General features: G+C 64.0%; 28 protein-coding genes. 16 read left to right on the top strand and 12 right to left on the bottom strand.

Going from position 1 to position 26426, the window contains the following annotated elements; genetic code table 11:
• Position 1: 1 nt before the first annotated feature.
• From livM to L1O02_RS27990, 5 genes are all read left to right on the top strand, one after another.
• Complete coding sequence (gene livM, locus L1O02_RS28010; protein ID WP_060837283.1) at positions 2 to 1297, top strand: high-affinity branched-chain amino acid ABC transporter permease LivM; 1296 nt, start codon at positions 2 to 4, stop codon at positions 1295 to 1297.
• Positions 1294 to 2166 (top strand): ATP-binding cassette domain-containing protein, encoded by an 873-nt coding sequence (locus L1O02_RS28005; RefSeq protein ID WP_060837284.1) that lies wholly within the window; start codon positions 1294 to 1296, stop codon positions 2164 to 2166. Before livM ends, L1O02_RS28005 begins: the two co-directional genes overlap by 4 nt.
• Positions 2163 to 2879: an ABC transporter ATP-binding protein gene (locus L1O02_RS28000; protein ID WP_016967871.1), complete on the top strand. Its 717-nt coding sequence runs from the start codon at positions 2163 to 2165 to the stop codon at positions 2877 to 2879. Before L1O02_RS28005 ends, L1O02_RS28000 begins: the two co-directional genes overlap by 4 nt.
• Before the next feature lie 896 nt (positions 2880 to 3775).
• On the top strand, positions 3776 to 4537 hold the full coding sequence (locus L1O02_RS27995) for an SDR family oxidoreductase (RefSeq protein WP_060837285.1): 762 nt from the start codon (positions 3776 to 3778) through the stop codon (positions 4535 to 4537).
• Positions 4538 to 4759: 222 nt separating this feature from the next.
• Positions 4760 to 5665 (top strand): cation transporter, encoded by a 906-nt coding sequence (locus L1O02_RS27990; RefSeq protein WP_060842338.1) that lies wholly within the window; start codon positions 4760 to 4762, stop codon positions 5663 to 5665.
• A 73-nt stretch (positions 5666 to 5738) separates the two neighbouring features.
• Here L1O02_RS27990 and L1O02_RS27985 read toward each other — a convergent pair whose 3' ends face one another.
• The 7 genes from L1O02_RS27985 to L1O02_RS27955 all read right to left on the bottom strand — a co-directional run bounded on the left by L1O02_RS27985 (position 5739) and on the right by L1O02_RS27955 (position 11051).
• Positions 5739 to 6878, bottom strand: a complete 1140-nt coding sequence (locus L1O02_RS27985; protein WP_108545966.1) for an AGE family epimerase/isomerase — start codon at positions 6876 to 6878, stop codon at positions 5739 to 5741.
• 218 nt (positions 6879 to 7096) lie between these two features.
• Entirely contained in the window at positions 7097 to 7669 is a 573-nt protein-coding gene (locus L1O02_RS27980) for a HupE/UreJ family protein (RefSeq protein WP_108545967.1), read from the bottom strand.
• Positions 7670 to 7705: 36 nt separating this feature from the next.
• The gene (gene ureG, locus L1O02_RS27975) at positions 7706 to 8320 is read right to left on the bottom strand and encodes an urease accessory protein UreG (protein ID WP_060837289.1); all 615 of its coding nucleotides are present in this window, start codon (positions 8318 to 8320) and stop codon (positions 7706 to 7708) included.
• Positions 8321 to 8329: 9 nt separating this feature from the next.
• The gene (locus tag L1O02_RS27970; RefSeq protein ID WP_060837290.1) at positions 8330 to 9004 is read right to left on the bottom strand and encodes an urease accessory protein UreF; all 675 of its coding nucleotides are present in this window, start codon (positions 9002 to 9004) and stop codon (positions 8330 to 8332) included.
• Positions 9001 to 9501 (bottom strand): urease accessory protein UreE, encoded by a 501-nt coding sequence (gene ureE, locus L1O02_RS27965; protein WP_060842341.1) that lies wholly within the window; start codon positions 9499 to 9501, stop codon positions 9001 to 9003. Before ureE ends, L1O02_RS27970 begins: the two co-directional genes overlap by 4 nt.
• A 280-nt stretch (positions 9502 to 9781) precedes the next feature.
• On the bottom strand, positions 9782 to 10414 hold the full coding sequence (locus tag L1O02_RS27960; RefSeq protein ID WP_016967858.1) for a TetR family transcriptional regulator: 633 nt from the start codon (positions 10412 to 10414) through the stop codon (positions 9782 to 9784).
• A gap of 169 nt (positions 10415 to 10583) precedes the next feature.
• Complete coding sequence (locus tag L1O02_RS27955; protein WP_235759117.1) at positions 10584 to 11051, bottom strand: hypothetical protein; 468 nt, start codon at positions 11049 to 11051, stop codon at positions 10584 to 10586.
• 384 nt (positions 11052 to 11435) lie between these two features.
• Between L1O02_RS27955 and L1O02_RS27950 the strand changes: the two genes are divergently transcribed.
• The gene (locus tag L1O02_RS27950; RefSeq protein WP_235759115.1) at positions 11436 to 13511 is read left to right on the top strand and encodes an AsmA family protein; all 2076 of its coding nucleotides are present in this window, start codon (positions 11436 to 11438) and stop codon (positions 13509 to 13511) included.
• A 64-nt stretch (positions 13512 to 13575) separates the two neighbouring features.
• Here the strand turns inward: L1O02_RS27950 and L1O02_RS27945 are convergent, their stop codons facing one another.
• Positions 13576 to 14106, bottom strand: coding sequence for a ferritin-like domain-containing protein (locus L1O02_RS27945; protein WP_060842343.1), 531 nt, complete (start codon positions 14104 to 14106; stop codon positions 13576 to 13578).
• Positions 14107 to 14217: 111 nt separating this feature from the next.
• A complete protein-coding gene (locus L1O02_RS27940; RefSeq protein WP_235759113.1) occupies positions 14218 to 15159 on the bottom strand; it encodes a LysR substrate-binding domain-containing protein in 942 nt (313 codons plus the stop codon).
• Between the two features lie 137 nt (positions 15160 to 15296).
• Here L1O02_RS27940 and L1O02_RS27935 point away from each other — a divergent pair, with 137 nt between their 5' ends.
• The 3 genes from L1O02_RS27935 to L1O02_RS27925 all read left to right on the top strand — a co-directional run bounded on the left by L1O02_RS27935 (position 15297) and on the right by L1O02_RS27925 (position 17251).
• On the top strand, positions 15297 to 15935 hold the full coding sequence (locus L1O02_RS27935) for an NAD(P)H-dependent oxidoreductase (RefSeq protein WP_060837296.1): 639 nt from the start codon (positions 15297 to 15299) through the stop codon (positions 15933 to 15935).
• 9 nt (positions 15936 to 15944) lie between these two features.
• Positions 15945 to 16250: a multidrug efflux SMR transporter gene (locus L1O02_RS27930; RefSeq protein WP_060837297.1), complete on the top strand. Its 306-nt coding sequence runs from the start codon at positions 15945 to 15947 to the stop codon at positions 16248 to 16250.
• Between the two features lie 110 nt (positions 16251 to 16360).
• Entirely contained in the window at positions 16361 to 17251 is an 891-nt protein-coding gene (locus L1O02_RS27925) for a triacylglycerol lipase (protein WP_060842346.1), read from the top strand.
• A gap of 3 nt (positions 17252 to 17254) precedes the next feature.
• On the opposite strand, the gene L1O02_RS27920 is transcribed toward L1O02_RS27925, so the two are convergent.
• On the bottom strand, positions 17255 to 18160 hold the full coding sequence (locus tag L1O02_RS27920) for a DMT family transporter (protein WP_129406309.1): 906 nt from the start codon (positions 18158 to 18160) through the stop codon (positions 17255 to 17257).
• A 96-nt stretch (positions 18161 to 18256) separates the two neighbouring features.
• Between L1O02_RS27920 and L1O02_RS27915 the strand changes: the two genes are divergently transcribed.
• The 5 genes from L1O02_RS27915 to L1O02_RS27895 all read left to right on the top strand — a co-directional run bounded on the left by L1O02_RS27915 (position 18257) and on the right by L1O02_RS27895 (position 22114).
• Entirely contained in the window at positions 18257 to 19045 is a 789-nt protein-coding gene (locus L1O02_RS27915) for a helix-turn-helix transcriptional regulator (RefSeq protein ID WP_235759111.1), read from the top strand.
• Between the two features lie 71 nt (positions 19046 to 19116).
• The gene (locus L1O02_RS27910) at positions 19117 to 19416 is read left to right on the top strand and encodes a PsiF family protein (protein WP_047301399.1); all 300 of its coding nucleotides are present in this window, start codon (positions 19117 to 19119) and stop codon (positions 19414 to 19416) included.
• 214 nt (positions 19417 to 19630) lie between these two features.
• Entirely contained in the window at positions 19631 to 20095 is a 465-nt protein-coding gene (locus L1O02_RS27905) for a hypothetical protein (protein ID WP_235759110.1), read from the top strand.
• Positions 20096 to 20259: 164 nt separating this feature from the next.
• Positions 20260 to 20979, top strand: a complete 720-nt coding sequence (locus L1O02_RS27900; protein ID WP_235759108.1) for a hypothetical protein — start codon at positions 20260 to 20262, stop codon at positions 20977 to 20979.
• 124 nt (positions 20980 to 21103) lie between these two features.
• The gene (locus L1O02_RS27895) at positions 21104 to 22114 is read left to right on the top strand and encodes a hypothetical protein (protein WP_060837303.1); all 1011 of its coding nucleotides are present in this window, start codon (positions 21104 to 21106) and stop codon (positions 22112 to 22114) included.
• 95 nt (positions 22115 to 22209) lie between these two features.
• Here L1O02_RS27895 and L1O02_RS27890 read toward each other — a convergent pair whose 3' ends face one another.
• Entirely contained in the window at positions 22210 to 23475 is a 1266-nt protein-coding gene (locus L1O02_RS27890) for an Hsp70 family protein (protein WP_060837304.1), read from the bottom strand.
• A 298-nt stretch (positions 23476 to 23773) separates the two neighbouring features.
• On the opposite strand from L1O02_RS27890, the gene L1O02_RS27885 reads away from it, so the two are divergent.
• On the top strand, positions 23774 to 24712 hold the full coding sequence (locus L1O02_RS27885; protein WP_060841868.1) for a DnaJ C-terminal domain-containing protein: 939 nt from the start codon (positions 23774 to 23776) through the stop codon (positions 24710 to 24712).
• 20 nt (positions 24713 to 24732) lie between these two features.
• The gene (locus L1O02_RS27880) at positions 24733 to 25038 is read left to right on the top strand and encodes a chaperone modulator CbpM (protein WP_173655925.1); all 306 of its coding nucleotides are present in this window, start codon (positions 24733 to 24735) and stop codon (positions 25036 to 25038) included.
• A gap of 196 nt (positions 25039 to 25234) precedes the next feature.
• Here the strand turns inward: L1O02_RS27880 and L1O02_RS27875 are convergent, their stop codons facing one another.
• Positions 25235 to 26362: a HAMP domain-containing sensor histidine kinase gene (locus L1O02_RS27875; protein WP_129406313.1), complete on the bottom strand. Its 1128-nt coding sequence runs from the start codon at positions 26360 to 26362 to the stop codon at positions 25235 to 25237.
• Between the last annotated feature and the right edge of the window lie 64 nt (positions 26363 to 26426).

Here is a 26426-nt window from a genome sequence, read left to right as displayed (position 1 = left end):
TATGTCTGCTGCCAATAAACCGATTGATATCAAAAAGAGCGTCATCGACGCCGTACTGGCCGGGCTGATCTCGCTGATCGTGTTCGGTCCCATCGTGGGCGTGGTGCTCGACGGCTACAGCTTCAACCTGCAGCCAACCCGCGTGGCCTGGCTGGTGGCGATCGTCATGGCCGGCCGCCTGGCCCTGAGCCTGTTCCTGCAAACCCCCAAGGGCCTGAGGATTCTCCAGGGCTTCGAGACCACCGGCTCCGGGGTGCATGTACTGGCGCCGGACTACAAGTCGCGGCTGCGCTGGATCATCCCGGCGCTGATCGTGATCGCCATCGTGTTCCCGTTCTTCGCCAACAAGTACCTGCTGACCGTGGTCATCCTCGGGCTGATCTACGTGCTGCTGGGCCTGGGGCTGAACATCGTGGTGGGCCTGGCGGGGCTGCTGGACCTGGGTTACGTGGCGTTCTACGCCATCGGTGCCTACGGCCTGGCCCTGGGCTACCAGTACCTGGGCCTGGGCTTCTGGACCGTGCTGCCCCTGGCGGCGATTGCCGCGGCGCTGGCAGGGTGCATATTGGGCTTCCCGGTGCTCCGGATGCACGGTGACTACCTGGCCATCGTGACCCTGGGTTTTGGCGAGATCATCCGCCTGGTACTCAACAACTGGCTGTCCTTCACCGGCGGTCCCAACGGCATGCCGGTGCCCTCGCCGACCATCTTCGGCCTGGAGTTCGGGCGCAAGGCCAAGGACGGCGGGGTGCCGTTCCACGAGTTCTTCGGCCTGGAATACAACCCCAACCTGAAGTTCCTGTTCATCTACATCGTGCTGTTCATCGTGGTGCTGCTGGTGCTCTACATCAAGCACCGGCTGACCCGCATGCCGGTGGGGCGCGCCTGGGAAGCCTTGCGTGAGGACGAGATCGCCTGCCGCGCCATGGGCCTGAACCATGTGCTGGTGAAACTCTCGGCCTTCACCATCGGCGCTTCCACCGCCGGCCTTGCCGGGGTGTTCTTCGCCAGCTACCAGGGCTTCGTCAACCCGTCCTCGTTCACCTTCTTCGAGTCGGCGCTGATCCTCGCCATCGTGGTGCTGGGGGGCATGGGCTCCACGGTGGGCGTGGTGATCGCGGCCTTCGTCCTGACCGTGGCCCCGGAGCTGCTGCGCAGCTTCTCCGAATACCGGGTGCTGCTGTTCGGCATTCTCATGGTGTTGATGATGATCTGGCGACCGCGAGGGCTGATCCGCATCAGCCGTACCGGGGTCACTCCACGCAAAGGTGCTCTGACTGAGGGGAACGCGCCATGAGCGAATACATTCTTTCGGTCGAGAACCTGATGATGCACTTCGGCGGCATCAAGGCCCTCAGCGACGTCAGCCTCAAGGTCAAGCGCAACTCGATCTTCGCCCTGATCGGCCCCAATGGCGCCGGCAAGACCACAGTGTTCAACTGCCTGACCGGCTTCTACAAGGCCTCCGGCGGGCGCATCGAGCTCAATACCCGGGGCCAGCAGACCAACGTCATCAAGCTCTTGGGCGAGCCGTTTCGCGCCACCGACTTCGTGTCGCCAAAAAGCTTCGCCAGCCGCCTGTACTACAAGATGTTCGGCGGCACCCACCTGGTGAACCGGGCCGGCCTGGCGCGGACCTTCCAGAACATTCGCCTGTTCAAGGAAATGTCCGTGGTGGAGAACCTGCTGGTGGCCCAGCACATGTGGGTCAATCGCAACCTGCTGTCCGGCATCCTCAACACCAAGGGCTACCGCAAGGCGGAAAGCGCCGCCCTGGATCACGCCTTCTACTGGCTGGAAGTGGTGGACCTGGTGGACTGCGCCAACCGCCTGGCCGGCGAGCTGTCCTACGGCCAGCAACGGCGCCTGGAGATCGCCCGGGCCATGTGCACCCGACCGCAGATCATCTGCCTCGACGAACCGGCCGCCGGCCTCAACCCTCAGGAAACCGAAGCGCTGAGCGCGATGATCCGGCTGCTGCGCGACGAGCACGATCTGACCGTGGTGCTGATCGAACACGACATGGGCATGGTGATGAGTATTTCCGACCACATCGTGGTGCTGGACCACGGCAACGTGATCGCCGAAGGCGGACCGGAGGCGATCCGCAACGATCCGAAGGTGATCGCCGCCTACCTGGGTGCCGACGAAGAGGAGCTGGTATGAGTCAACCTATCCTCGAACTCAAGGACCTGGACGTGTACTACGGCCCGATCCAGGCCCTGAAGAAAGTCTCGCTGCACATCAATGAAGGGGAAACCGTGAGCCTGATCGGCTCCAACGGCGCCGGCAAATCGACGCTGCTGATGTCGATCTTCGGCCAGCCCCGGGCGGAGTCCGGGCAGATCCTCTATCGCGGCGTGGACATCACCCACAAGTCGTCCCACTACATCGCCTCCAACGGCATCGCCCAGTCCCCGGAAGGGCGCCGGGTGTTTCCCGACATGACCGTGGAGGAGAACCTGCTGATGGGCACCATCCCGATTGGCGACAAGTACGCCAATGAGGACATGCAACGCATGTTCGAGCTGTTTCCACGGCTCAAGGAACGGCGTACCCAGCGGGCCATGACCATGTCCGGCGGTGAGCAGCAGATGCTGGCCATTGCCCGGGCGCTGATGAGCCGGCCCAAGTTGCTGCTGCTGGACGAGCCGAGCCTGGGACTGGCGCCGATCGTGGTGAAACAGATCTTCGCCACCCTGCGGGAGCTGGCGGCCACCGGCATGACCATCTTCCTCGTGGAGCAGAACGCCAACCACGCCCTGAAGCTGTCGGACCGCGCCTACGTGATGGTCAACGGCGAGATCCGCCTCAGTGGCACCGGCAAGGAGCTGCTGGTCAACGAGGAGGTGCGCAACGCTTACCTGGGCGGTCACTGACCGCCCGCTCTGTGGATAAAAATGCCCCGTCGGTTCCCGCCGCCGGGGCATTTTTTATCCACAGCAGCCTGCCCGCCGTGTCGGTGCTGGCCTGTCGGCGAAACCACTCTCCCCGATGGCCGCTCGTTGAGATGGGCTCGTGGGTTACAGCCGCGCTGGCCAGTCGGCTCCTGGGTGTCTGGCGCGTGCATGGACAAGGCAGCCTTCGCAGCAGGGCCGCTCACGTCGGACAATTGTGGACAACATTATTCGCAAGCTGCTAAAGCGCGGCATAAAGACGCTGCAAACAGTTGTTTTTCCATCGTTTTGACTTGTCCCCGTTTGCTGTGGAGCGGGCTGTGGGTAACGTGGGAGTAGCTGGCTGAAGGCCTTTATTTACGTGGCCTGCAGGCGATTGTGTGTTTTTTGATCAGGGCTTTTGCAGGGGCTCGTGGAGGCAATTGTCAACCTTTTTATTGTCGCAGCCGGAGCTTGCCAAAGGCGGGGATAAGCCTGTGGATAAGTCTGTGACTAAACTCTGGAAAGACTGCGCTGAGCAGCGTGGTTGCTGGCCTCTGGCCTTATGCACTTTGACCGCGCGGTCATCTTTGCCGGTCGCGGGTGCATGGACAGCGGCTGCGGGTCAAGCAAAAAACTTCTCGTGATCGGCTGCAAGCCTTGTGCACAGTGGCTTTGCGGGATCTGCACTTGCCCCCAAAGACTGTGGACCGGCCTGTGGATAAGGTGCGCGCAGCTGGCTGCAGGCCACGGCTGCCGTGCCTTCCGGGCCAGTGAGCGTTTTTTGTACAGCTGCCCGGGGTGTCCGGGGCTTCTGTTGCCGCCCAGAGCCGGGCCGGGCATGCTGCGAAACGCTTTTTTCATGAAACGGCGGCTCGCCACCCAGCAAGGAGAACACCATGACTTCCACACTGTTCATTACGGGCGCGACGTCCGGTTTTGGCGAAGCCTGCGCCCGGCGTTTTGCCGCGGCCGGTTGGTCGCTGGTGCTCACCGGCCGGCGCGAAGAGCGTCTCAACGCGCTGTGCGCGGAGCTTTCCAAGCAGACCGAAGTGCACGGCCTGGTGCTCGACGTGCGCGACCGCAAGGCCATGGAAACCGCCATCGCCAATCTGCCGGCGTCCTTCGGCAAGCTGCGCGGCCTGATCAACAATGCCGGCCTGGCCCTGGGCGTCGACCCGGCGCCCAAATGCGACCTGGATGACTGGGACACCATGGTCGACACCAACATCAAGGGCCTGATGTACAGCACCCGCCTGCTGCTGCCACGGCTGATCGCCCATGGCCGGGGCGCCGGGATCGTCAACCTGGGCTCCATCGCCGGCAACTACCCGTACCCGGGCAGCCACGTCTATGGCGCGAGCAAGGCCTTCGTCAAACAGTTCTCCCTGAACCTGCGCTGCGACCTGCAGGGCACCGGGGTACGAGTGACCAACATCGAGCCGGGCCTGTGCGAAAGCGAGTTCTCCCTGGTGCGTTTCGCCGGTGACCAGGCGCGCTATGACGCCACTTATGCCGGCGCCGAACCGATCCAGCCCGAGGACATCGCCGACACCATCTTCTGGGTGCTCAACACGCCTGCCCACGTCAACATCAACAGTCTGGAGCTGATGCCGGTGAGCCAGACCTGGGCCGGCTTCGCCATCGAGCGCAAGGTGTAGCCGCTGCCGCAGGCTGCGACAGGGCCGCCAGGCCCTCCTGCGTTCGCAAGACCTCGGCGCTCGCAGCCTCGCCATGGCTCGGCAGCGACTACAGTTGTACTCGGAAACACATAAGCTGATTCGTTTCAGCTTGAAGCCGGCCCTGGCAAGGTAGAATTCCGACCCGAAATTTCGCGGCCGTCTCACACGAGGCGGTGTTTTCGAAGTTCGATAGGAGGAATCGTGAGTAACCGAGGTGAGCAGTCTCTGCTCAAACAATCGACTGTATTGATGTTCATCGTGGCGATCGCCGGTATCGTCACGGGTTTTGTTTCTGGCGCCCAATCCATTTTGTTCGATGGATTTTTTTCCCTGATCGCGACCTTCATCAAGGTCCTGATGCTGATCACCGCCCGGTTGATCGCCAAGGAAAGCAACCACCGTTTCCAGTTCGGCTTCTGGCATCTGGAGCCCATGGTGCTGCTGATCGAGGGCAGCTTCCTGCTGCTGATTGCCATCTATGCCTTCCTCAACGGTGTGTTCGGCATCATCAACGGTGGCCGAGAGGTCGAGTTGGGGCTGGTGATCTTTTATGCCGCCTTCTTCGCCGTGGCGGAGTTCGCCTACTTCTTCTATGTGCGCCGGCGTAACCGCAAGCTCAAATCGTCGCTGATCCAGTTCGACAACATCAGCTGGCTGGTGGACGCGATGCTCTCGGTGGGGCTGCTGGTGAGCTTTGTCACGGCGCTGCTGCTCAAGCAGTACGGGCATGACCGCTGGGCGGTGTATGTCGACCCGGCGATCCTGATCCTGCTGGCCATCAGCATGCTGCCGCCGGCCTTGAAGATCCTGCGGCCGGCGTTGCGTGATGTGCTGGGCATCGCTCCGGACCAGTTGGATGAAAAGGTGCGCAGCGTGATGGAAGAGGCCATGGTTGCCTATGGCTTCCAGGAATACATTTCCTACGTGCAGAAGCACGGCCGGGCGCGTTTCATCGAGATCCATATCGTGCTGCCGGCGGACTATCCGCTGCAGGATGTGGCGACTCTGGACCGCTTGCGCGAGGAGATTTCCAGTGAGTTGGGAGAGGCTGACGCCGCGCGCTGGCTGACCATCAGCTTTACCGGGGATCGCAAGTGGATCGTTTGATCGGCGGTGCGCTTTTCGCCGACCAGCCGTCTCCTACAGGGGGCTTGCAGGAGCCGGCTGGCCGGCAGAGGCTTCAGGCAAAATATTCCGCCAGCCCGCGATAACAGGTCGCCAGGTGATAAGGCGTGGTCGATGGCATATCCCGCCGGCTGACCGCGCCACTGGCATCCAGGCATTCATTCCAGCCCCCTGCATGCAGGAAATGCGCGTGCAGCGCCTTGAGCTGACGCAGCAGGGGCGCCTGGCTGTCCGCACGCAAGGTCAGGGCACGCACGTACTCGGCCTGGGCCCAGATGCGCTGGGTGGCGTCCTTGATGGGGGCACCCGGTTGCAGGTCGAGCATGGCGCACACCGCGCCGCTCTTCGGGTCGACACCAAGCTGCTCGGCAAACGCGAAGGCACGACTCAATGAGGCGTGCAGCGGGTTGCTGCGCAGCAAGGGCGAAGAGTCGAGGAGGAAGAACCACTCGAACTGATGCCCTGGCTCGAACCAGTTATCCACAGCCCCCAGTGGCTTCTCCAGCATCACTCCGTGCTGCGGGTCGATGAACTGCTGCTGCATGGCCTGGCACAGCTCCAGCAGTGCGGTTTGTACCGCGGCGTCTTCGCGCACTGCCAGGATTGCGAGAAAGGCTTCGGCCAGGTGCATCAGCGGATTCTGCAGGGGCCCGGAACCCAGTCCGGACCAGTCCTCGGCGAGGCTGGCTTCGTAGAGTCCATCGCCCCGGGCAAAGCGCAGGGCTACCACTTCCAGGGCGGCATTGAGCACCGACTCCACCAGCGGCTCGCGGACCTTGGCCCAGTAATGAGCGCAGGCGAAGAGGATAAAGGCGTGGGTGTAGAGGTCCTTGCGCCGATCCAGCGGTGCGCCGTCGGCATCGATGCTGTAGAACCAGCCACCGTGCTCGGCATCGTGGAAGTGCCGCTGCAGCGAGCGGAACAGCGCGGCGGCCCGCTCTTGGGCAAAGGGGGCGGCGGCATCACCGATCAATTGGGAGAACAGGTACAGCTGCCGGGCACAGGCCATGGCTCGATAGCGCTGCGGCGGCAATGGCCGCTGTTCAGCGTCCAGCGCCTCATAGGGCAGTGCCAACTGCGGATTCCAGCCCGGGCCTTGCCACAGCGGCACGATCACCTTATGGAAATGCTGCTGCATGGCGTTGAACAGAGCGCTCGATTCAGGCGAGGTGGCGGAGCGGGATACATCGGGCATTGGCTGGCGTCGTCACGGCAGGTTTGAGTGCGCGACATGTTACCAGAGAAGCCCCGCCAGGCGGCTTGCCCGCCAAGCACGCCATACGGGTAGGAGCCGGCTTGCCAGCGAAGGCGGCCCGAAGATCACCTCAGCCTTGCAGGAGCTGGCTTGCCCGCGAACAAGGCCCGCAAGACCGCCTTCGCCGGCCAGCCGGCTCCTACAGAAGAGGGCAGGGATCAGCCTGCCAGCAACCACACGCCCGTTGCGGCCGAGGCGGCACCGGCCACGCGCACCAGCGGCGCCGCCGCCTGAGGCAGTACCCGCACCACGGCATAGCCGGCGGCATGCAGGGCCGCAGTGGCTGCGACAAAACCGGCGGCGTAGGTCCAGGGGCTGGACATGTCCGGCAGCTCCAGGCCATGGGCCACGCCGTGGAACAGGGCAAACAGCGCAGTGGCGGCGAGCGCCAGGCTCAGCGGCGGACGCACCGCCAGGGCCACGGCCAGGCCCAGGGCCAGTACCGACGCGGCAATCCCGCTTTCCAGGGCCGGCAGGTTCAGCCCTTCGAAGCCCAGCAGGCCGCCGATGAGCATGGTGCCGACGAAGGTGCAGGGCAGCGCCCAGCGCGCCGCGCCTTGCTGCTGGGCCGCCCACAGGCCGACCGCAAGCATGGCCAGCAAGTGGTCGAGGCCGCCGATGGGGTGGCTGATGCCGGCCATCAGGCCGTTGTCGCCGTGGCCCGGGTGAGCGAAGGCCAGGGCCGGGGTCAGCAGCAGCGCCAGGGCGCCGAAGAGTGATTTCAGGGTCATGAGTGGCTTCCTTGTTGAGCTTTTTCAGGTTCGGTTTCAGGCCGCGGTCAGCAGCCCTTGGCGTTCGATGAAGGCGATGATCTCTTGCAGTCCCTGGCCGGTTTTCTGATTGCTGAAGACAAACGGCTTGCCGCCGCGCATGCGCTGGGTGTCGCTGTTCATCATTTCCAGTGAGGCGCCCACCAGCGGCGCCAGGTCGATCTTGTTGATCACCAGCAGGTCGGACTTGCAGATTCCCGGGCCGCCCTTGCGCGGCAGCTTGTCGCCGGCGGAAACGTCGATCACGTAGATGGTCAGGTCCGACAGTTCCGGGCTGAAGGTGGCCGAGAGGTTGTCGCCGCCGGATTCCACCAGGATCAGGTCGAGCCCGGGGAAGCGCCGGTTCAGCTGGTCCACCGCCTCCAGGTTGATCGAGGCGTCTTCGCGAATGGCGGTGTGCGGGCAGCCGCCGGTTTCCACGCCGATGATCCGCTCCGGGGCCAGGGCCTGGTTGCGTACCAGGAAGTCGGCATCCTCGCGGGTGTAGATATCGTTGGTCACCACCGCCAGGTTGTAGCGTTCGCGCAGGGCCAGGCACAGGGCCAGGGTCAGGGCGGTTTTGCCGGAGCCCACTGGGCCGCCGATGCCGACGCGCAGAGGTTGTGCGTTCATGAGTTTCTCCTAGGAACGGAACAGGCGGCTGTATTGGCGCTCGTGGGCCATGCTCGCCAGGGACAGGCCGAAAGCGGCGCTGCCATGATGGTTGGGATCAAGGTTCGTGGCGTGGTGCTGGGCCTGCTGCAACAAAGGCAGCAGCTCGCTGGTCAGGCGCTGGGCGGCCTGCTGGCCCAGGGGCAGGGTCTTCATCAGCACCGCCAGCTGGTTTTCCAGCCAGCTCCAGAGCCAGGCGGCCAGGGCATCGGCGGGGCTGATGTGCCAGGCGCGAGCGGCCAGGGCCCAGCCCAGGGCCAGGTGCGGTTCGTCCTGGCGCGCCAGCAGGTCCCGAGCACCAGCGTCGAGTTCCGGCAAGCCTTCCAGCAGTTGCTTGAGGGAATAGCCCATCTGCCGGCTTTCCTGGTACAGCTCGCGGGTTTCGCGGCTGGCCCGGTGGGCTTCGCACAGCTGCTGCAGGCGGACCCAGTCCTGATCGGCGGCGGCTTGGCAATGGGCCAGCAACAGCGGTGCTTCGAAGCGCGCCAGGTTCAGCAGCAGTTGGTCGCCGATCCAGCGGCGGGCGCTGTCCGGGTCATGCACGCGCTGCTGTTCCACGGCCATCTCCAGGCCCTGGGAATAGCTGTAGCCGCCAATCGGCAACTGCGGACTGGCCAGGCGCAACAGGGCCCAGGCCGGGTTCATGGACGGACGCCGAACTGGTGCAAGCGCGGTGGATAGTTGAAGTCTTCATCGCCGTGACGCGAATGATGGTGGCCGCCGCCATAGGCGCCGTGCTCGGGCTGGAAGGGCGCCTCGATGGTGTCGGTGCTGGCCCCCAGTTGTTCGAGCATGGCCTTGAGCACGTAGTCATCGAGCAGGCGCAGCCAGCCGTCGCCCACTTGCAGGGCCACGTGGCGGTTGCCCAGGTGATAGGCGGCGCGGGTCAGTTCGAAGGCATTGCGGCAGGTGACGTGCAGCAGGGTTTCCGGGCGGGCGCAGACCTTGACGATGCGGCCGTCCTCGGCTTCAAGGAACTCGCCGTCGTGCAGCGGCGGCTGGCCACGCTCGAGAAACAGGCCGACGTCTTCACCCTCGGCACTGAAACAGCGCAGGCGGCTTTTGCTGCGGGCCTCGTAAGTCAGGTGCAGCTCGGCGGACCAGGCGGTTTGGGGGGCGGTTCTGCGGTGGATCACCAGCATCGGGGAGCTTCCAGCTATGAGCGATGCACAAGCCAGAGCAAGGGGCTTGCCAATCGCTCGGAGGAGAGGGAAACCCCTTTGTCGACACCGGAACTGCGCCTGAAAAAGGGGCAAAACCTTGTTTTATCTTGTTACAAAATGGCGCGCTGCGCTGATTTATAGCACCGAGTTGGTGCGCGGGAAATATTTTTGCCGCAATCCGGTGCCGGGCCGGCGCCCAGGCGCGAACCCGCGCCCTTGAGCGGGGCGCGCAGATGAATTGAAGGGGGGGAGCGGCGGGTTACTCGGTGCTGCCCAGGCCTTGCCAGTGTTTCAGGCCGATGAAGATGAAGCGCAGTTGCTGGGTGATCTTGGCCTGGGGCGTGAGGTGCTCGGGCAGGGCCTGAGCTGGCGGATCGATGATGTCCGGCAGGGTGGCGAACACGCTCTTGACGATCAGGTCGGCCATCACCCCGAGATCGGCGGCATTGAGGTGCTGCAGCTTGGGCATCAGGGTCAGGTCGGCCGCCAGGTCGGAACTGATGTTCTCCCGCAGGCTGGCGATGGCCTGGCGTACTGGCAGCGAGCCGCCGTATTGCTCGCGGGCGAGAAACAGGAACTGCGCGCGCTTGGCTTCCACCACGTCGAGGAAGATGCGCACCGAGGCGTCGATGATGCCGCCCATGACGAATTCGTTGTGGCGCACCAGGCGGATGGTTTCGCGAAAGGTCTGGCCGACCTCGCTGACCAGTTCCAGGCCCAGTTGGTCCATGTCGCTGAAGTGCCGGTAGAAACCGGTGGGCACGATGCCAGCGGCTTTCGCCACTTCCCGCAGGCTCAGGCTGCCGAAACCACGACCACACTCCATCAGATGCCGGGCGGCATCCATCAAGGCATTACGGGTCTGTTGCTTCTGTTCGGCGCGGGGCAGCATCGGCGGGTTATTTCTTTGCTCAAGAGGAGCGGCGCACTCTAGCAAATCAACTTTGCCGGAGTCGAACCTGCGTCAGGCGAGGGCAGGGAGGGCGGGGGGCGACAACGGGGCTCCATGAAAGCCAAAGCCCGATCCAGGGATCGGGCTTTTCTTAAGGGCCAGCATGGCCTCAGCTCGCTGCTTGATGACGTTCGGCCAGGCGATCGGCACCGCCTTCGGCAACAGTCTGGCCTTGAGGGGTGCGGCTGAAGCCATCTTCCACCAGGCCTTTCTCTTCCAGGCGATCACGGCCGCCTTCGGCTACGGTTTGACCTTGTGGGGTGCGATCGTAGCCATCTTCAGCGACGTTCTGACCTTGTGGAGTACGGTCGTAACCATCTTCGGCAACGTTCTGGCCCTGAGGGGTGCGATCATAGCCGTCTTCGGCAACGCTCTGGCCTTGTGGCGTGCGGTCATAACCGTCGGTAGCGACTTTGTTGCGTTCGATCAGGCGATCCGAACCGCCTTCAGCCAGGGTTTGGCTGAACACGCTATGGCTGGCCTTGACCTGTGGAGTGGCTTGTTCGGCGGCCGGCAGGGCGAAGGCGTTGGCGGCCAGGATGGACAGGGTCAGGCTCAGTAAGATGTGGCGTTTCATGATGGGTTGCTCCTTGGCAGGGCGATAAATTGGGTACGGAGCTAATGTTACCGCCGCAAATTCGATATAAAAGTTCATAACCACAATGGTAATAATCAACGAAATTGATTGTTTGCCCGCAAGGCTCTAGCCCGGGCCTTTGCGCCGATGGCGTTTGCACTGATGTGGGTATTTTCGACTCACTCAGGCTTCGCAACAGGGCAAGGCGAGGTAACACCCGGCTGTCCGATCGATCAGGAAATCGGTTTTTTTCGCCTGAGCCGGCGCCCGGATTAAACCTGTGTGGGCTTTATCAGTCGTAGTTTTCATGGCCGGGGATTCTCCACCGGCATTTCACCGATGCGTCGTGATTTGGCGCTCAGTTGTCTTCAGGAGCCTCGTGCAATGACGCGCACTCGTAAAATTCTCGCCTGGACCGTCTGTGGTCTGATCCTGCTACTGGCCGTGCTGGTGCTGGTGATTGCCTTCTTCGATTGGAACCGGATCAAGCCGACCCTCAACGCCAAGGTGTCCGAGGAGTTGCACCGGCCGTTCGCGATCAATGGCGACTTGTCGGTGGCCTGGCACCGCGAGCCTGAAGAGGGCGGCTGGCGCGCCTGGGTGCCCTGGCCCCACGTGGTGGCCCAGGACCTGACCCTGGGCAATCCGGACTGGTCCAAGGCGCCGCAGATGGTCGGCCTCAAACGGGTCGAGCTGCGGATCTCGCCCCTGGCCCTGCTGGTGCGGCGGGTCAGCATCCCGCGAATCGACCTCACCGAGCCCGACGCCGCGCTGCAGCGGCTGGCCGACGGTCGCGCCAACTGGACCTTCAAGTTCGACCCGAAAGACCCTGAGGCCGAGCCTTCGAGCTGGACGCTGGATATCGGCGCCATCGGTTTCGACAAGGGCCACGTGACCCTGGATGACCAGACCCTGAACACCCAGCTCGACCTGCAAGTGGAGTTGCTCGGCAAGCCCATTCCGTTCAGCGACATCGTCGGTGAAAGCGAGGCGCAGAAGGTCACGGCAAAAGGCGCCGAGCCGCAGGCCTACGCGTTCGCCCTCAAGGTCAAGGGCCAGTACCACGGGCAGAAGCTTGCCGGCACCGGCAAGATCGGCGGCTTGCTGGCCCTGCAGGACGGGCGCAAGCCGTTTCCACTGCAGGCCCAGGCGCAGATCGGCGACACCAAGGTGGAGCTGCGGGGCAGCCTCACCGACCCGCTGAATCTGGGCGCCCTGGACCTGCGCCTGAAACTGGCAGGCACCAGCCTGGGCAACCTCTATCCGCTGACTGGCGTGACCCTGCCGGATTCGCCGCCCTATGCCACCGATGGCCGCCTGACTGCCAAGCTGCGCGACCCGGCGGGCGCGACCTTCAGTTACCAGGATTTCAACGGCAAGATCGGCGACAGCGATATCCACGGCAACCTGACCTACGTGGCCAGTCAGCCGCGGCCCAAGCTCAGCGGTGCGCTGGTTTCCAACCAGTTGCTGATGAGCGACCTGGCGCCGCTGATCGGTGCCGACTCCAACTCCGCGCAGAAGGCCCGGGGCGGCGAGAGCAAGCAGCCGGCGGACAAGGTGCTGCCGGTGGAGGAGTTCCGTACCGAGCGCTGGCGCGACATGGACGCCGATGTGGAGTTCACCGGCAAGCGCATCGTCCACAGCGCCGATCTGCCGTTCACCGATCTCTACACCCACCTGGTGCTCAATGACGGCCAGCTCAGCCTGGAGCCGCTGCGCTTCGGCGTGGCCGGCGGCAGGCTGGATGCTCAGGTGCGCCTCAATGGGCAGGCCACGCCGCTGGAAGGCCGGGCCAGGCTGACCGCGCGCAACTTCAAGCTCAAGCAGCTGTTCCCAGGGTTCGAACCGATGAAGACCAGTTTCGGCGAGCTCAACGGCGATGCCGACATCTCCGGCCGCGGCAACTCGGTGGCGGCCTTGCTGGGCAGCGCCAACGGTGACCTGAAGATGCTGATCAACGACGGCGCCATCAGCCGCAGCCTGATGGAAATCGCCGGACTCAACGTCGGCAACTATGTGGTCGGCAAGATGTTTGGCGACAAGGAAGTGAAGATCAATTGCGCCGCCGCCGACTTCGGCATCAAGAGCGGGCTGGCCAGTTCCCGGCTGTTCGTCTTCGACACCGAGAACGCCATCATCTACATCGACGGCACCGCCAACATGGCCACCGAGCAACTGGATCTGACCATCACCCCGGAATCCAAGGGCCTGCGGCTGTTCTCCCTGCGTTCACCGTTGTATGTGCAGGGCAAGTTCATCAAGCCCAGCGCCGGCGTCAAGGCGGTGCCGCTGGTGCTGCGCGGGGCCGGGATGGTGGCGCTGGGGGTGATCGCCGGGCCGGCGGCGGGGCTGCTGGCGCTTGTGGCGCCCAGCGGTGACGAGCCCAATCAGTGCGCGCCGTTGCTGCAGCAGATGCGCTCGGGCAAGGCACCGGTGACGGTGAAACCGAGCAAGTAGGAAAAGGGGCGCCTGGCGCGCAAGCCCGCTCCAGCGCAAGGCAGGGGCGGGCCTGGGGAGGGGGTTACAGATCCTTGAGGATGTCGGCCATGTCGTCGGCGTGTTCTTCTTCCTGGGCCAGGATCTCTTCGAACAGGCGGCGGGTGGTGGGATCCTTGTCGCCGATGTACTGGATGATCTCGCGGTAGCTGTCGATGGCGATCCGCTCGGCCACCAGGTCCTCGTAGACCATTTCCTTGAGGTTGTTGCCGGCCACGTACTGGGCGTGGGAGTGCTTGGACAGCAGGTCCGGATTGAATTCCGGTTCGCCACCGAGCTGGACGATGCGCTCGGCCAGCTTGTCGGCGTGTTCGGCCTCCTGGGTCGCATGCTCGAGAAACTCGTCGGCCGCCACGCTGGCCTTGAGGCCGGTGGCCATGAAGTAGTGGCGCTTGTAGCGCAGGACGCACACCAGCTCGGTGGCCAGCGACTCGTTGAGCAGGCGCAGCACCTCCTCGCGGTCGGCGCTGTAGCCTTCGGTCACGGCGCCGTTTTCCACGTGTTGACGGGCCCGCTGCCGCAGGCTTTGCACATCAGATAAATGCTTGTCGCTCATGTCGATCTCCTGGGGGCTAATCCGTTTGGCGTCAGGCTCTGTCGACCTGATCGCTACATGGGTTGTGAGTCCCGGGCGCGGCAAAAAGTTTTATCGGATAGGCCTGCTCCTTCAGTTCGCGCTGTGTGAGCGGCCAGGAGCGCCGCCGCGCGCCAGGGGCGGATGCCCGTCCAGCAGCGATTCCTCTTGCAGCCACTGGAGGAAGGCCTTCACCGGCGGATGGCGTTCACGGCCCGGCACGCACAGGGCGCTGTAGCCGGCACCGTCCACCTGGACCTGCGGGCGATAGGGTTGCAGCAGGCCGCTAGCCACGCTCTGGGACACCAGGATATTGCTCGCCAGCACCAGGCCCTGGCCGGCAATGGCGGCCTGCAGGGCGTATTGCTCTTCGTCGTAGGAGCGGACCAGTGCCGGGTCGTCGAGCCACTGTTCACCGGCCAGGGTGCACCAGGCCTGCCAGCCGTCGGCGTAAAGCCTTGAGTTGCGCCAATGCACGCTGATCAGCGACGGTCGCTGCTGCTGTGCGAGGGCCACTTGCCGGGGGGCGCCGTAGACCGCGAAACGCTCATCGAACAGACACAGGCCGTGGAGGTCCGGGTAGTCACCCTGGCTATAGCGGATCGCCACGTCGATGCTGGCGTCCTGCTGCAAGTCCACCACGTCACAACGGGTGTCCAGGCGCAGGCTGATGCGCGGGTGCCGGGTGTAGAACCTTCCCAGCCGCGGCACCAGCCACAGGGCGGCGAAGGCGGCCGTGGTGGATACCGTCAACTGGGTCGGGCTGGGGCTGGGGCGCAGGCTATCGACACTCTGGGTCACATCCAGCAGGGCGCCGTGCAGGCTGTGGAACAGCCGTTCGCCGGAGTCGGTCAGGCGTACCTGGCGTGGCAGGCGCTGGAACAGGGGCACGCCCAGCCAGTGCTCCAGGCTGCGGATCTGGTGGGACACCGCGGTGGGCGTCACCGACAGGTCCTCGGCGGCGGCCTTGAAGCTCAGCAGGCGCGCGGCGGATTCGAAGGTGCGCAGGGCGGTGAGGGGCAGATGGGCGAACATGTTTGGCTCCATGGATGAGCTAAGTTCATCTGAGTGAACTTTTGCTCATTTGTTGCGAAAACCCGGTGCCTCTAGATTTATCGCGGAATCTACGGCCGTGCAAGGTCGTTGAAATCAATCCGCAGGAGAGCATCAAGATGAGTTCAGTTCTTGTCATTCACGGCAGTCCACGGGGCGAGCGTTCCCATAGCCGGCGGTTGGCCGAAGCGTTTCTCCAGGCCTGGCAAGGGGCCCATCCCCAGGGCAGGCTCACGCGCCGGGAGGTCGGGCGGGGTTCCCTGCCCCACGTCAGCGAGGCCTTTATCGCCGCGGCGTTTTATCCACAGCCCGAGGCCCGGTCGCTGTCGATGCAGGCCGACCTGGCCTTGAGCGACGAGCTGGTGGGCGAGTTGCTGGAGCATCGGCGCCTGGTGATCTCGGCGCCCATGTACAACTTCAGCGTGCCCAGTGGGATCAAGGCCTGGGTCGATCACATCGTGCGCCTGGGGCTGACCTTCAACACCCTGCTGGACAACGGCGTGGCCCAGTACCAGCCACTGGTGCAGGGCAAGAAGGTATTGATTGTCACCAGTCGTGGCGGTGGCGGCTTCGGTCCCGGGGGCGAGCACGAAGCGCTGAACCACGCCGATCGCTGGTTGCGCACGGCCCTGGGATTCATCGGTATCGAGGACGTGACCGTGGTCGCGGCAGAAGGCGAGGAGTCGGTGCCCGAGCGTTTCCAACAGTCCTGTGACGAGGCGCAGCAGCGTCTGCTGGCCTTGGCACGCACGTTCTGAGGTGGCGCCATGGCCTGGATATACCTGCTGTTGGCGGCGGCCTTTGAGGTCACGTTCGCCATGGGCATGAAGTACGCCGAGGGCTTCACCCGTCCCTGGCCTTCGCTGGTGACGGTGATGGCGGCCGTGGCCGGCATCTACTTCCTGACCCTGGCCATGCGCGAGTTGCCGGTCAGCGTGGCCTATCCGATCTGGACCGCGATCGGCTCCCTGGGCACGGTGCTGCTGGGCTTCGTGCTGCTGGGGGAAAGCCTGACGCCGCTCAAGCTGCTGTCGGTAGGGCTGATCGTGGCCGGGGTGGCGGGGTTGAAGTAGGCGGGGCTGTCATGCTGCTGTCGTCAAACCGTCACGGGGACTGACGATGCCCTTGGTTATGGTCTAGCTTTCAGCCTGGGCCAGCCCGGCCCATTTCAAGGACTTACTGCATGTCCCAAGCGCTTGCCACGCGATACCCCCTGGTGCTGGTTCCCGGCATGCTCGGTTTTGTCCGCCTGCTGCTGTACCCCTACTGGTACGGGATCATCCCGGCCCTGCGCCGGGGCGGGGCCCGGGTGTATGCGGTGCAAGTGTCGCCGCTCAACTCCAGCGAGGTGCGCGGCGAACAACTGCTGGCCCAGGTCCAGCGGATCCTGGCCGAGACCGGTGCCTCGCGGGTCAACCTGATCGGCCACAGCCAGGGCGCGCTCACCGCGCGCTACGCTGCCGCCAAGCGCCCGGACTGGGTGGCTTCGGTGACTTCGGTGGCCGGTCCCAACCACGGTTCCGAACTGGCGGATTACCTGGCCCGGCATTCCCCGGCCCACAGCTTCAAGGGGCGCATCCTGAGTGCGCTATTGCGGGGTATCGCGGCCTTGATGACGCTGCTGGAAACCGGCTATCGCGGGCCGAAACTGCCAGTGGATATTCACGCCTCGCACCAGTCGCTGACCACCGAGGGCGTGGCCCTGTTCAACCGCCAATACCCCCAGGGGTTGCCGACGACCTGGGGCGGCCAGGGGCCGGAACAGGTCGACGGTGTGCGCTACTACTCCTGGTCCGGCACCTTGCAGCCGGGCAAGACCAATCGCGGACGCAATCTGTTCGACGGCACCAGTCGCAGCTGCCGCCTGTTCGCCCGGACCTTCGTCCGCGAAGCCGGCCAGTGCGACGGCATGGTGGGGCGCTACAGCTCCCATCTGGGGCAGGTCATTGGCGACGATTACCCCCTGGATCACTTCGATATCGTCAACCAGTCCCTGGGCCTGGTGGGCAAGGGCGCTGAACCGATCCGCTTGTTCGTCGAACATGCCCAGCGCCTCAAGGCCGCCGGCCTCTGACCTTCAGCCTTGCCCCGTAGGCGCCGGCTTGCCGGCCAACGGCCGCAGCACCGTGGTCCAGCGCTCCGACAGAACCACCCCGGCCAACGTCAGCACGCCACCCACCAGATGAAACCAGGCCAGTCGCTCATGCAGCACCACCGCGGCAATCAGCGCCGTGATCAACGGCAAGAGGTTGAAGAACAGCGTGGTCCGGCTCGGCCCCAGGCGCACCACCGCCTGCATCCAGGCCAGGGGCGCGAGCATCGAGGCCAGCAGGCAGGCATAGAGCACCAGGGGAATGTTCTGTAGGGTCGGCCCGACTTTTGGCGAGGCCAGGAACAGCGGCAGCAGAACCACCACCGCCACCAGCACCTGCAGGTACAGCAGCACCAGCGGTGGCAGGCGCAGCTGCCATTTTTTCAGCAGGGTGCTGTAAATCGCATAGGCCAGGGTGGCCACCAGCATCATCGCGTCCCCCAGGTTGACCCCGTGCTGCAGCAGCGCCGCCAGGCTGCCGGAGGACACCACCAGCAGCACCCCGGCAAACGACAGCACCGCGCCCACCAGGGCCCCGGCGGTCAGGCGCTGGCCCAGGGCGGCGATGGCCATGGCCAGGGACATCAGCGGCATCAGCGACAGAATGATGCCCATGTTGGTGGCCGAGGTCAGGCTGGCGGCGAAGTAGGCCAGGCTCTGATACACCGCCATGCCCAGGATGCCGAGAATGGCGATGCGCCACAGATTGGGGCGGATCACCGGCCAGTGGCCGATCACCGGCTTGAGCATGAAGGGGGTGAACAGCAGGCCGGCCAGCAACCAGCGATAGAAGCCGATCTCCGCGGGGAAGATCGCGCCCACGGCGAGTTTGTTGATCACGGTATTGCCGGCCCAGATAAAGATGGCCAGCAGTGGATAAGCGTATTGCATGGAGACAGCCACAGAGTTGATGAGGAGCGATTATCCCCTTGTCCGGATCAACGCCTATACTGCGAACCGGACAACCCGCCCCGACATCCGGACAGCATGAGCAAAAAACACATCGACCTCCTGGATTTCCACGGGCTCCCCGCGCCGGTGTATTTCCGCTATGCCGACTTCGCCGCCCACAGCCATGCCCTGGAGCACCGTCATCCCTGGGGCTGCCTGGAGTATTCGGCCCATGGGGTGATGCACATGGAGATCGCCGGCCAGCGCTTCATGTCGCCACCGCAATATGCGGTCTGGGTGCCGCCGCAGACGCCCCACAGTTTCTACACTTCCCAGCCGATCAACTACCGGGCGGTGCTGCTGGCGCCGGAACTGTGCGCGGACCTGCCGCTGCAGGGCAGCACCCTGGCCATCAGCGAGATTCTCAAGGCGATCCTCAAGGACTTCGCCGCCCGGGACGTGCAGATCCCCGAGGGCGAGGCCGACCAGCGCCTGGCCCAGGTGGCGCTGGACCAACTGCGCCAGGCCCCGGTGCATAACTGCTACCTGCCCTACGCCCGCCACCCGGAGCTGCTGCGAGTGCTCCAGGCCCTGCAGGCCGAGCCGGGCAACCACCAGCCGCTGGCCCATTGGGCGCAGCAGGCCCATGTCAGCGAACGCACCCTGGCCCGGCAGTTCGTTCGCGAGCTGGGCATGAGCTTTGGCGAATGGCGCCAGCGCCAGCGTTTCCTGGCCTCCATCGAGGCCCTAGACAGCCCGCGCAGCATCCAGGAAATCGCCTTCGACATGGGCTACAGCACCGCCTCGGCGTTTATCGCGATGTTCCAGCGCCAGGCCGGCTGCACCCCCGAGCAATACCGCCGGGCCGGCCTGCAGAACAGATGAAGGTGTAACAGGCTTTGTCTACACTGCGCAGGAGGCCGTGCCCGTCGGCGCGGTGACAAGGAGAAAACTCCATGAAGATGTTGCGTATTCCGTTGTTGATGGTGGGCCTGCTGTTGTGCTCCCAGGGGTTTGCCGCCACCGCCCAGCAGAACAAGATGACCAGCTGTAATGCCGAAGCCACCGCCAAGAGCCTCAAGGGCGACGAGCGCAAGGCCTTCATGAGCACCTGCCTCAAGGCCGCCCCGGCTGCCGCCGCCACCCCTTCCACGCCTCAGGAAAGAATGAAGACCTGCAACGCCGACGCCACCGCCAAGGCCCTCAAGGGCGATGCGCGCAAGGCGTTCATGAGTGATTGCCTGAAGAAGAAATAAGTCCCTGTCGATACCGTCATTGCGCCTCCCCGTCTTGCCTTGGGGAGGCTCATCTCCCGCGCGCCTCGTTGCTCATGGCTGTTTTTTCTCAGCCATAGCCAGTCATTGTGTTTATGATCCTCCGCGCTTCATCGCAAGCAAGGGGGCGGATGTTCGACGCCTTAATGGAGGCTCAGCGCCTGGAGCTGGCCAGCAATTGCATAGGGATGTGACGGTGAAAAAAGTTCTGTGGGTTCTGCTGTGTTGTGTTCTTGCCGGGTGTGCTTCTGCTCCTCGTCAAAAAAGCCAGGATGAGGTCCTCTCTGACGTGGTGTCGGTTGTGCAGCACAGCCGCGATGGTTCGTTGCAATCCAAGGAAGGCCCGCCACTGGTCTTCACTCGGATCAACAGTCATGGAGTGCTTCCGGATCGCCTGGCGATTGTGGCGGGGGGCGGAATGGTACGGTTCAACATGCGCGATATGTTTCGCACAGCCTCGGCAGAGCAGTATGGAACGTTCGTGATATTCGGCGCCAACCCGGCACTGGACAAGGCGATTGTCGGCGGTGCGCTGAGTGATCAGCAGTTTCCTCGGGTCTGGGTGTTCTTTGTCGGCGAGCCGGCGCAGGAGCAGGAGATGCAGGCCATCGTCGAAGCAGCGGGGAGCAAGTATTCGTTTATCAGCAAATACCAGGAATGAGCAGGCTCAGGTTGGCCGCAAGCCTTCGCCGCGCCCTTGGGCACCTACTGGTAGGCGGACTGTTGGTGATCGTCAGCGGCTGCATGTCGCCGCCCCTGGTCTACGAAAATGATCGCTTGGACAGCCGGATGCTGTGCACGGAAGGCGCGAAGCGGATCACTCTGATGCAGCGTTACTCCTTCGACCTGCCCGAGCCTTATCGGCATGCGCAGTGCGGAACCATCACCGGCGGGTTCACCTATGAAAAGGGCCGTGATGCGCTGTCGGTCGGCACCTCGGGATCTTTCTCCTATGGGGACATTCAGGTGACGGCTTCCGGGCTCTATATGCGGGTCAACAGCTTTCTCGATGGCTGGGGGGATGGTCTGCTCTATCCGAAGCAGGCCTTTCTTGAGGATCTGCTGGCCAGGCAGGCGCGGCCATCCCATACCGGTGTCAAGCCCAGCAGTCTCGATTGGGTGAACATGCAGGGCTATCAATGCCTGCGCGCCTACGAGCGCTGGGAGGGGACCGCAGTGGGCATTCTCGAAGACAAGGTCAAGTACTGGTGCTGGGAGCAGGAGAGCGGCCTGCAACAGCCGTTCTATGTGCATGCAGGCCAGCGCTTGCCCTTGGGGAGCAAGGGTTACGACCTGGATCAGGTGTTCATCGTGCCGTTCTTCCAGAGCCTGAAGATCAACCCCTTGCCGGCGCCGGTGCTGGCCAAGGCACGGGCTGATATCCAGGGGGTCTGTGCCCATATCAAATCGCGCTACGACCGCAAGCTGCCCTGGGGCAGTGACTACCCCGACCAGCGACTGATCCGGACACAATTGCACTACTGCGGCTATGACGTGCAGCTGCCCGACCTTTCAGCCCCGGTGCCTGGGGCCAAAACCGACTGAACCTTCGTCCGTCACGACACTCCAGTACCCTGTAAGCCCGCGTCCTTAAGGCGCCTGCCACTATTCCTCGGGGGTGAAGGCTGGCAGACTGCCGGTCTTTTCCCGCTGTTTGTCTTGAGGCTATATGCCAGCGTTTTCACAGCGTCATCTGTTGTTCATCAGTTGGATCATCATCTTCGGTGGCCTGTTGCTGGCCTTGCCCTTGCGTCTGTTACCCAGCCTGCTGGCGGGGCTGTTGGTGTTCGAGCTGGTCAACATGCTCACCCCGCAATTGCAGCGGCTGATCGAGGGCCGGCGGGCGCGCTGGCTGGCGGTGGCGCTGCTGGGCACGCTGGTGGTCAGTCTGTTGACCCTGCTGTTCGCCGGGGCCATCAGTTTCCTGTTGCATGAAGCGGAGAACCCTGGCGCCTCGCTGGGCAAGTTCATGGTGGTGGTGGACAAGGCCCGGGGCCAGTTGCCGCCGTTCCTCGACGCCTACCTGCCGGCCAGCGCCGCGGAGTTCCAGGCCGCCATCGGCGCCTGGGCCAGCAAGCACTTGAGCGAGTTGCAGCTGGTGGGCAAGGACGCGGCGCACATGTTCGTGACCCTGCTGATCGGCATGGTCCTGGGGGCGATCATCGCCCTGCAGCGCATCCCCGACCTGACCAAGCGCAAGCCCCTGGCAGCGGCGTTGTTCGACCGCCTGCACCTGCTGGTCCAGGCGTTTCGCAACATCGTCTTCGCGCAGATCAAGATCTCCCTGCTCAACACCTTCTTCACCGGGATCTTCCTGGCACTGATCCTGCCGCTGTTCGGGGTCAAGCTGCCGCTGACCAAGACCCTGATCGTGCTGACCTTCCTGCTGGGCCTGTTGCCGGTGATCGGCAACCTGATCTCCAACACCCTGATCACCATCGTCGGGCTGTCGCTGTCGATCTGGGTGGCGGTGGCGGCGCTGGGCTACCTGATCTTTATCCACAAGCTGGAATACTTCCTCAACGCGCGGATTGTCGGCGGGCAGATCAGTGCCAAGTCCTGGGAACTGCTCCTGGCGATGCTGGTGTTCGAGGCCGCCTTCGGCCTGCCCGGGGTGGTGGCGGGACCGATCTATTACGCCTACCTGAAGAGCGAATTGAAGCTGGCGGGCCTGGTTTAACAGCAGCCGCCAGCTTGCAGCTTCAAGCCGCAAGCTACAGCCGATCCCGCTCTTGCCTTTACTTGCGGCTTGCCGCTTGAAGCTTGCCGCTGCCCTTATCCGTAGCGCTTCTTGGCTTCGATGGCCAGGCCGCTGCCGATGCTGCCGAAGATGTTGCCTTCCACATGCCGGGCGTTGGGCAGCATGGCCGCCACGCTCTGGCGCAGCGCCGGAATGCCGCTGGAGCCGCCGGTGAAGAACACCGTGTCGACCTGGGCCACACCAACATTGGCGTCGCTCAACAGTTGGGTGACGCTGGTGCGGATGCGCTCCAGCAAACCGTCGATGGAGGATTCGAACAGGGCCCGGCTCAGGTCGACGCTGAGGTCGCGCTCGATGCGGTCCAGGGCCACCAGGCGGTTCTCGGCGTGGGTCAGCTGGATCTTGGTTTCTTCCACTTCCATGGCCAGCCAGTGCCCGGCGCGCTGTTCGATCAGTTTGAACAGGCGGTCGATGCCGCCGGTGTCCTCGATGTCGTAGCGCATGCTGCCCAGGGCCAGCTGGGACTTTTGCGAGTACACCGAGTTGATGGTGTGCCAGGTCGCCAGGTTCATGTGGTGGCTGGTGGGCATGTAGGCGCCGCTCTTCATCCGGCTGCCGTAGCCGAACAGCGGCATCACGCCCTGCAGGCTCAACTGCTTGTCGAAGTCGGTGCCGCCGACATGCACGCCGCCGGTGGCGAGGATGTCGTCGTGACGGTTATCGACGCCACGGCGCTCGGGGGACAGGCGCACCAGGGAGAAGTCCGAAGTACCGCCGCCGATGTCGACGATCAGCACCAGCTCTTCGCGTTCGATGGTGGACTCGTAGTCGAAGGCCGCGGCAATCGGTTCGTACTGGAAGGACACGTCCTTGAAGCCGATCTTGCGCGCCACTTCCACCAGGGTGTCTTCGGCTTCCTGGTCGGCGGCGGCATCGTCATCGACGAAGAACACCGGGCGGCCCAGTACCACTTGCTCGAATTCCCGACCGGCGGTGGCTTCGGCGCGGCTTTTCAACTGGCCGATGAACAGCCCCAAGAGGTCCTTGAACGGCATGGCGGTGCCCAGCACGCTGGTGTCGTGCTTGATCAGCTTGGAGCCCAGCAGGCTTTTCAGCGAGCGCATCAGCCGGCCTTCGTAGCCTTCCAGGTACTCGTGCAGCGCCAGGCGGCCGTACACCGGACGGCGCTCCTCGATATTGAAGAACACCACCGAAGGCAGGGTGATCTTGTCGTCCTCCAGGGCGATCAGCGTCTCCTCGCCGGGGCGCAGCCAGCCGACGGTGGAGTTGGAGGTACCGAAGTCAATGCCGCAGGCCCGGGCCGGGGTGGCGTTGTTCATGTCTTTGGATCCGGTGAAAAAAACGGCCGCGCAGCGTACGCCAGTCCTCGCGCGTTGCAAAGGCCGACCATGTGCTAAATCGCAACCCGTTGTGCCTTGAAAGACTATCCTTGACCCCCAAACTTGCAGGCATGGGCCGAGCAGTCGTCCAGGGATCACAAGATCCGCCCGCGGCTGCCGATAAACTTCTGATGCGCCGTTCAGTCAGAGGATTGAGATTGATCAATTCTCATGCTGCCAGACCGAGCATGCTGTGCTGCACGCCGCGCGACTTTGATAACGGATGGTGATTCCCTCGATGGACTTCAAAGACTATTACAAGATTCTCGGTGTGGAGCCGACAGCGGACGACAAGGCGATCAAGGCCGCCTATCGCAAGCTGGCGCGCAAATACCACCCCGACGTCAGTAAGGAAAAGGATGCCGAGGCCAAGTTCAAGGATGCCTCGGAAGCCTATGAGGCGCTGAAAAGCGCCGACAAGCGCGCCGAATACGACGACCTGCGCAAGTACGGTCAGCATGGCCAGCCCTTCCAGGGGCCGCCGGGCTGGCAGAGCCGTGGCGGCTTTGGCGGCGGCGACGGTGGTGATTTCTCGGACTTCTTCAGTTCGATCTTTGGTAACCGGGGGCCAGGATTCGGCGGCCCGGAACAGCGCCGCAGCAGCGGTCGTCGTGGACAGGATGTGGAAATGGAACTGCCGATCTTTCTTGAGGAAACCCTGTCGACCGAGTCGAAGAAGATCAGCTTCCAGGTGCCGCAGTACAACGCCGCCGGCCAGCACGTCAGCAACACCAGCAAGAGCCTGAACGTGAAGATTCCTGCCGGGGTCACCGACGGCGAGCGCATCCGCCTCAAGGGCCAGGGCGCGCCGGGCGTGGGCGGCGGGGCCAATGGCGACCTGTACCTGACCATTCGTTTTGCGCCGCACCCGAAATTCGATGTCGAAGGCGAAAACCTGATCATCACCCTGCCGCTGGCCCCTTGGGAGCTGGCGCTGGGCACCGAGGTCGCGGTCCCGACCCTGACCGGCAAGATCAACCTCAAGGTTCCGGCCGGCAGCCAGAACGGCCAGCGCATGCGCGCCAAGGGCCACGGTCTGCTGAACAAGGCCGGCCAGCGCGGCTACCTGTTCGTCCAGCTCAAGGCGGTGATGCCCAAGCACACCGGCGATGACGTCAAGGCCTTGTGGCAGGAGCTGGCGAAGAAGGCGGCGTTCGACCCCCGGGAAAATTTCTGATTCGACACTAGGAGGCGCCGATCATGAGCACCCTGATCGTTCAGCTGGACATGGAAGAATTCTGTGAAGTGGCCGACCTGTCGGCGGCCTACGTGATCGAAATCGTCGAGCACGGCATCCTCGAACCTCAGGGGACGGCGCCCCAGAACTGGCGTTTCAGTGATGTCGAACTGTCCCTGGCCAAGCGCGCGGCGAAGCTGCGCCGCGATCTGGACCTGGAGTGGGAAGGGGTCGCCCTGGCCCTAGACCTGCTGGATGAAGTGCGGCAACTGCGCGCCGAGAACCAGATGCTCAGGCAGCGCCTGGGCCGCCTGCTGCTGGACTGATGTCCCATGGCCTGACGGCCTGACGGCCTGTAGCCGCTGCCGAGCGCCAGCGAGGCTGCGACCGGGCGCGCAGCGACCGTAAAAACAGGCAGCTGCGGCGTGTCAGGAAAATCAGGTTGCGAGGACTGGGTCCTCGTTCGCAGCTTCGCTGGCGCTCAGCAGCGGCTACAGAGGGCAGCAGCAGTAATAGCGTGCCTCAGGCGCGGGACACCCGCGGCAGGGTGACGGTGAAGGTGGTGCCGTCGCTTTCGTTGGAGCTGACCTCGATGCTGCCCTGGTGCGCGGTCACCACTTCCTTGACGATGAACAACCCCAGGCCAAGGCTGGTGCTGGTACTGCCCAGTTCCTCGTCGGCACTGCGCACCAGCGGGTCAAACAGGGTGGCCAGGGCTTCCTGGGGGATGGGGACGCCGTAGTTGTGAACGGTCAGCAGCACTTGCTCGACGCCGCCGGTGAGGGTCACGGTGACGGTGCGGCGGTTGCTGCCGTGCTGCAAGGCATTGCCGATCAGGTTCTGCAGCATCTGCTCGATGCGGGCGCGGTCCCAGATGCCGTGGCTGTCTCCTTCGAAGCTCAATAGCGGCAGGCAGTCGGGCTGGCCCGCGCAGGCTTCGTCCATGGCCGCCTTGGCCGCGCTGGCCAGGTCCATGGGCGCGGGGTCGATGGGCAAGCCGTTGCCCAGGCGACTGCGGACGAACTCCAGCAAATCGCTGACCATGGCGCCCATGTGCCGGGTGCCAGTCTTGATCCGCGACACAAAGGCCAGGGCGTCCTCATCCAGCGGCACTTTGCGCGCCAGCATCTCGGTGGACATGCTCACCGCTTGCAGCGGCGCCCGCAGATCGTGGCCAAGAATCGCCAGGAAGATATCCCGCGAGCGGCTGACCTGCTCGGCATAGGCGGTGGTGGACTCGGCCAGGGCTTCGTCGATCGCCTCGTTGAAGCGGATCATGTCCTGCAGGTGCTCCAGGTCCGGGGTTGTCAGGCTGGCAACCCACAGGCGGATCACGCAGGCCCGCAGGTGGCGGAACTCCGAGGTCATCTGCACCAGATCGAAACCCACGTGATGGCGCAGTTCGCCATGGCTGGCGGCGGCCGCATCCAGGCTCGGTGACTTGTCCGGGCCTTCGCCCTTGGCCTTGGCCAATTGCTCCCCCGGGCTCTGGCTGGTGCGCATGTCCCGGGCGGCGGCCAGCAGAATCGACCGCGAGTGATCCCGCAGGTCGCTGCGGGTCAGGCAGTCAGGGGCCAGGGTCCTGGCAAATTGTTCCCATTCATCAACGATTTGCTCAACGTGCTGGACGATGAAATCGGACAGGCGCATGGCCGGGCACCTTAGTGGGCAGAGAGTGGAAAACGAGACGCATCTTAGCGCCATATCCGCCGGT

This window comes from Pseudomonas sp. BC42 (assembly GCF_021560055.1).
Lineage (GTDB): Bacteria > Pseudomonadota > Gammaproteobacteria > Pseudomonadales > Pseudomonadaceae > Aquipseudomonas.
Note: the sequence above shows the minus strand (reverse complement) of the source record. Positions and strands in the feature narration are given on the sequence as shown.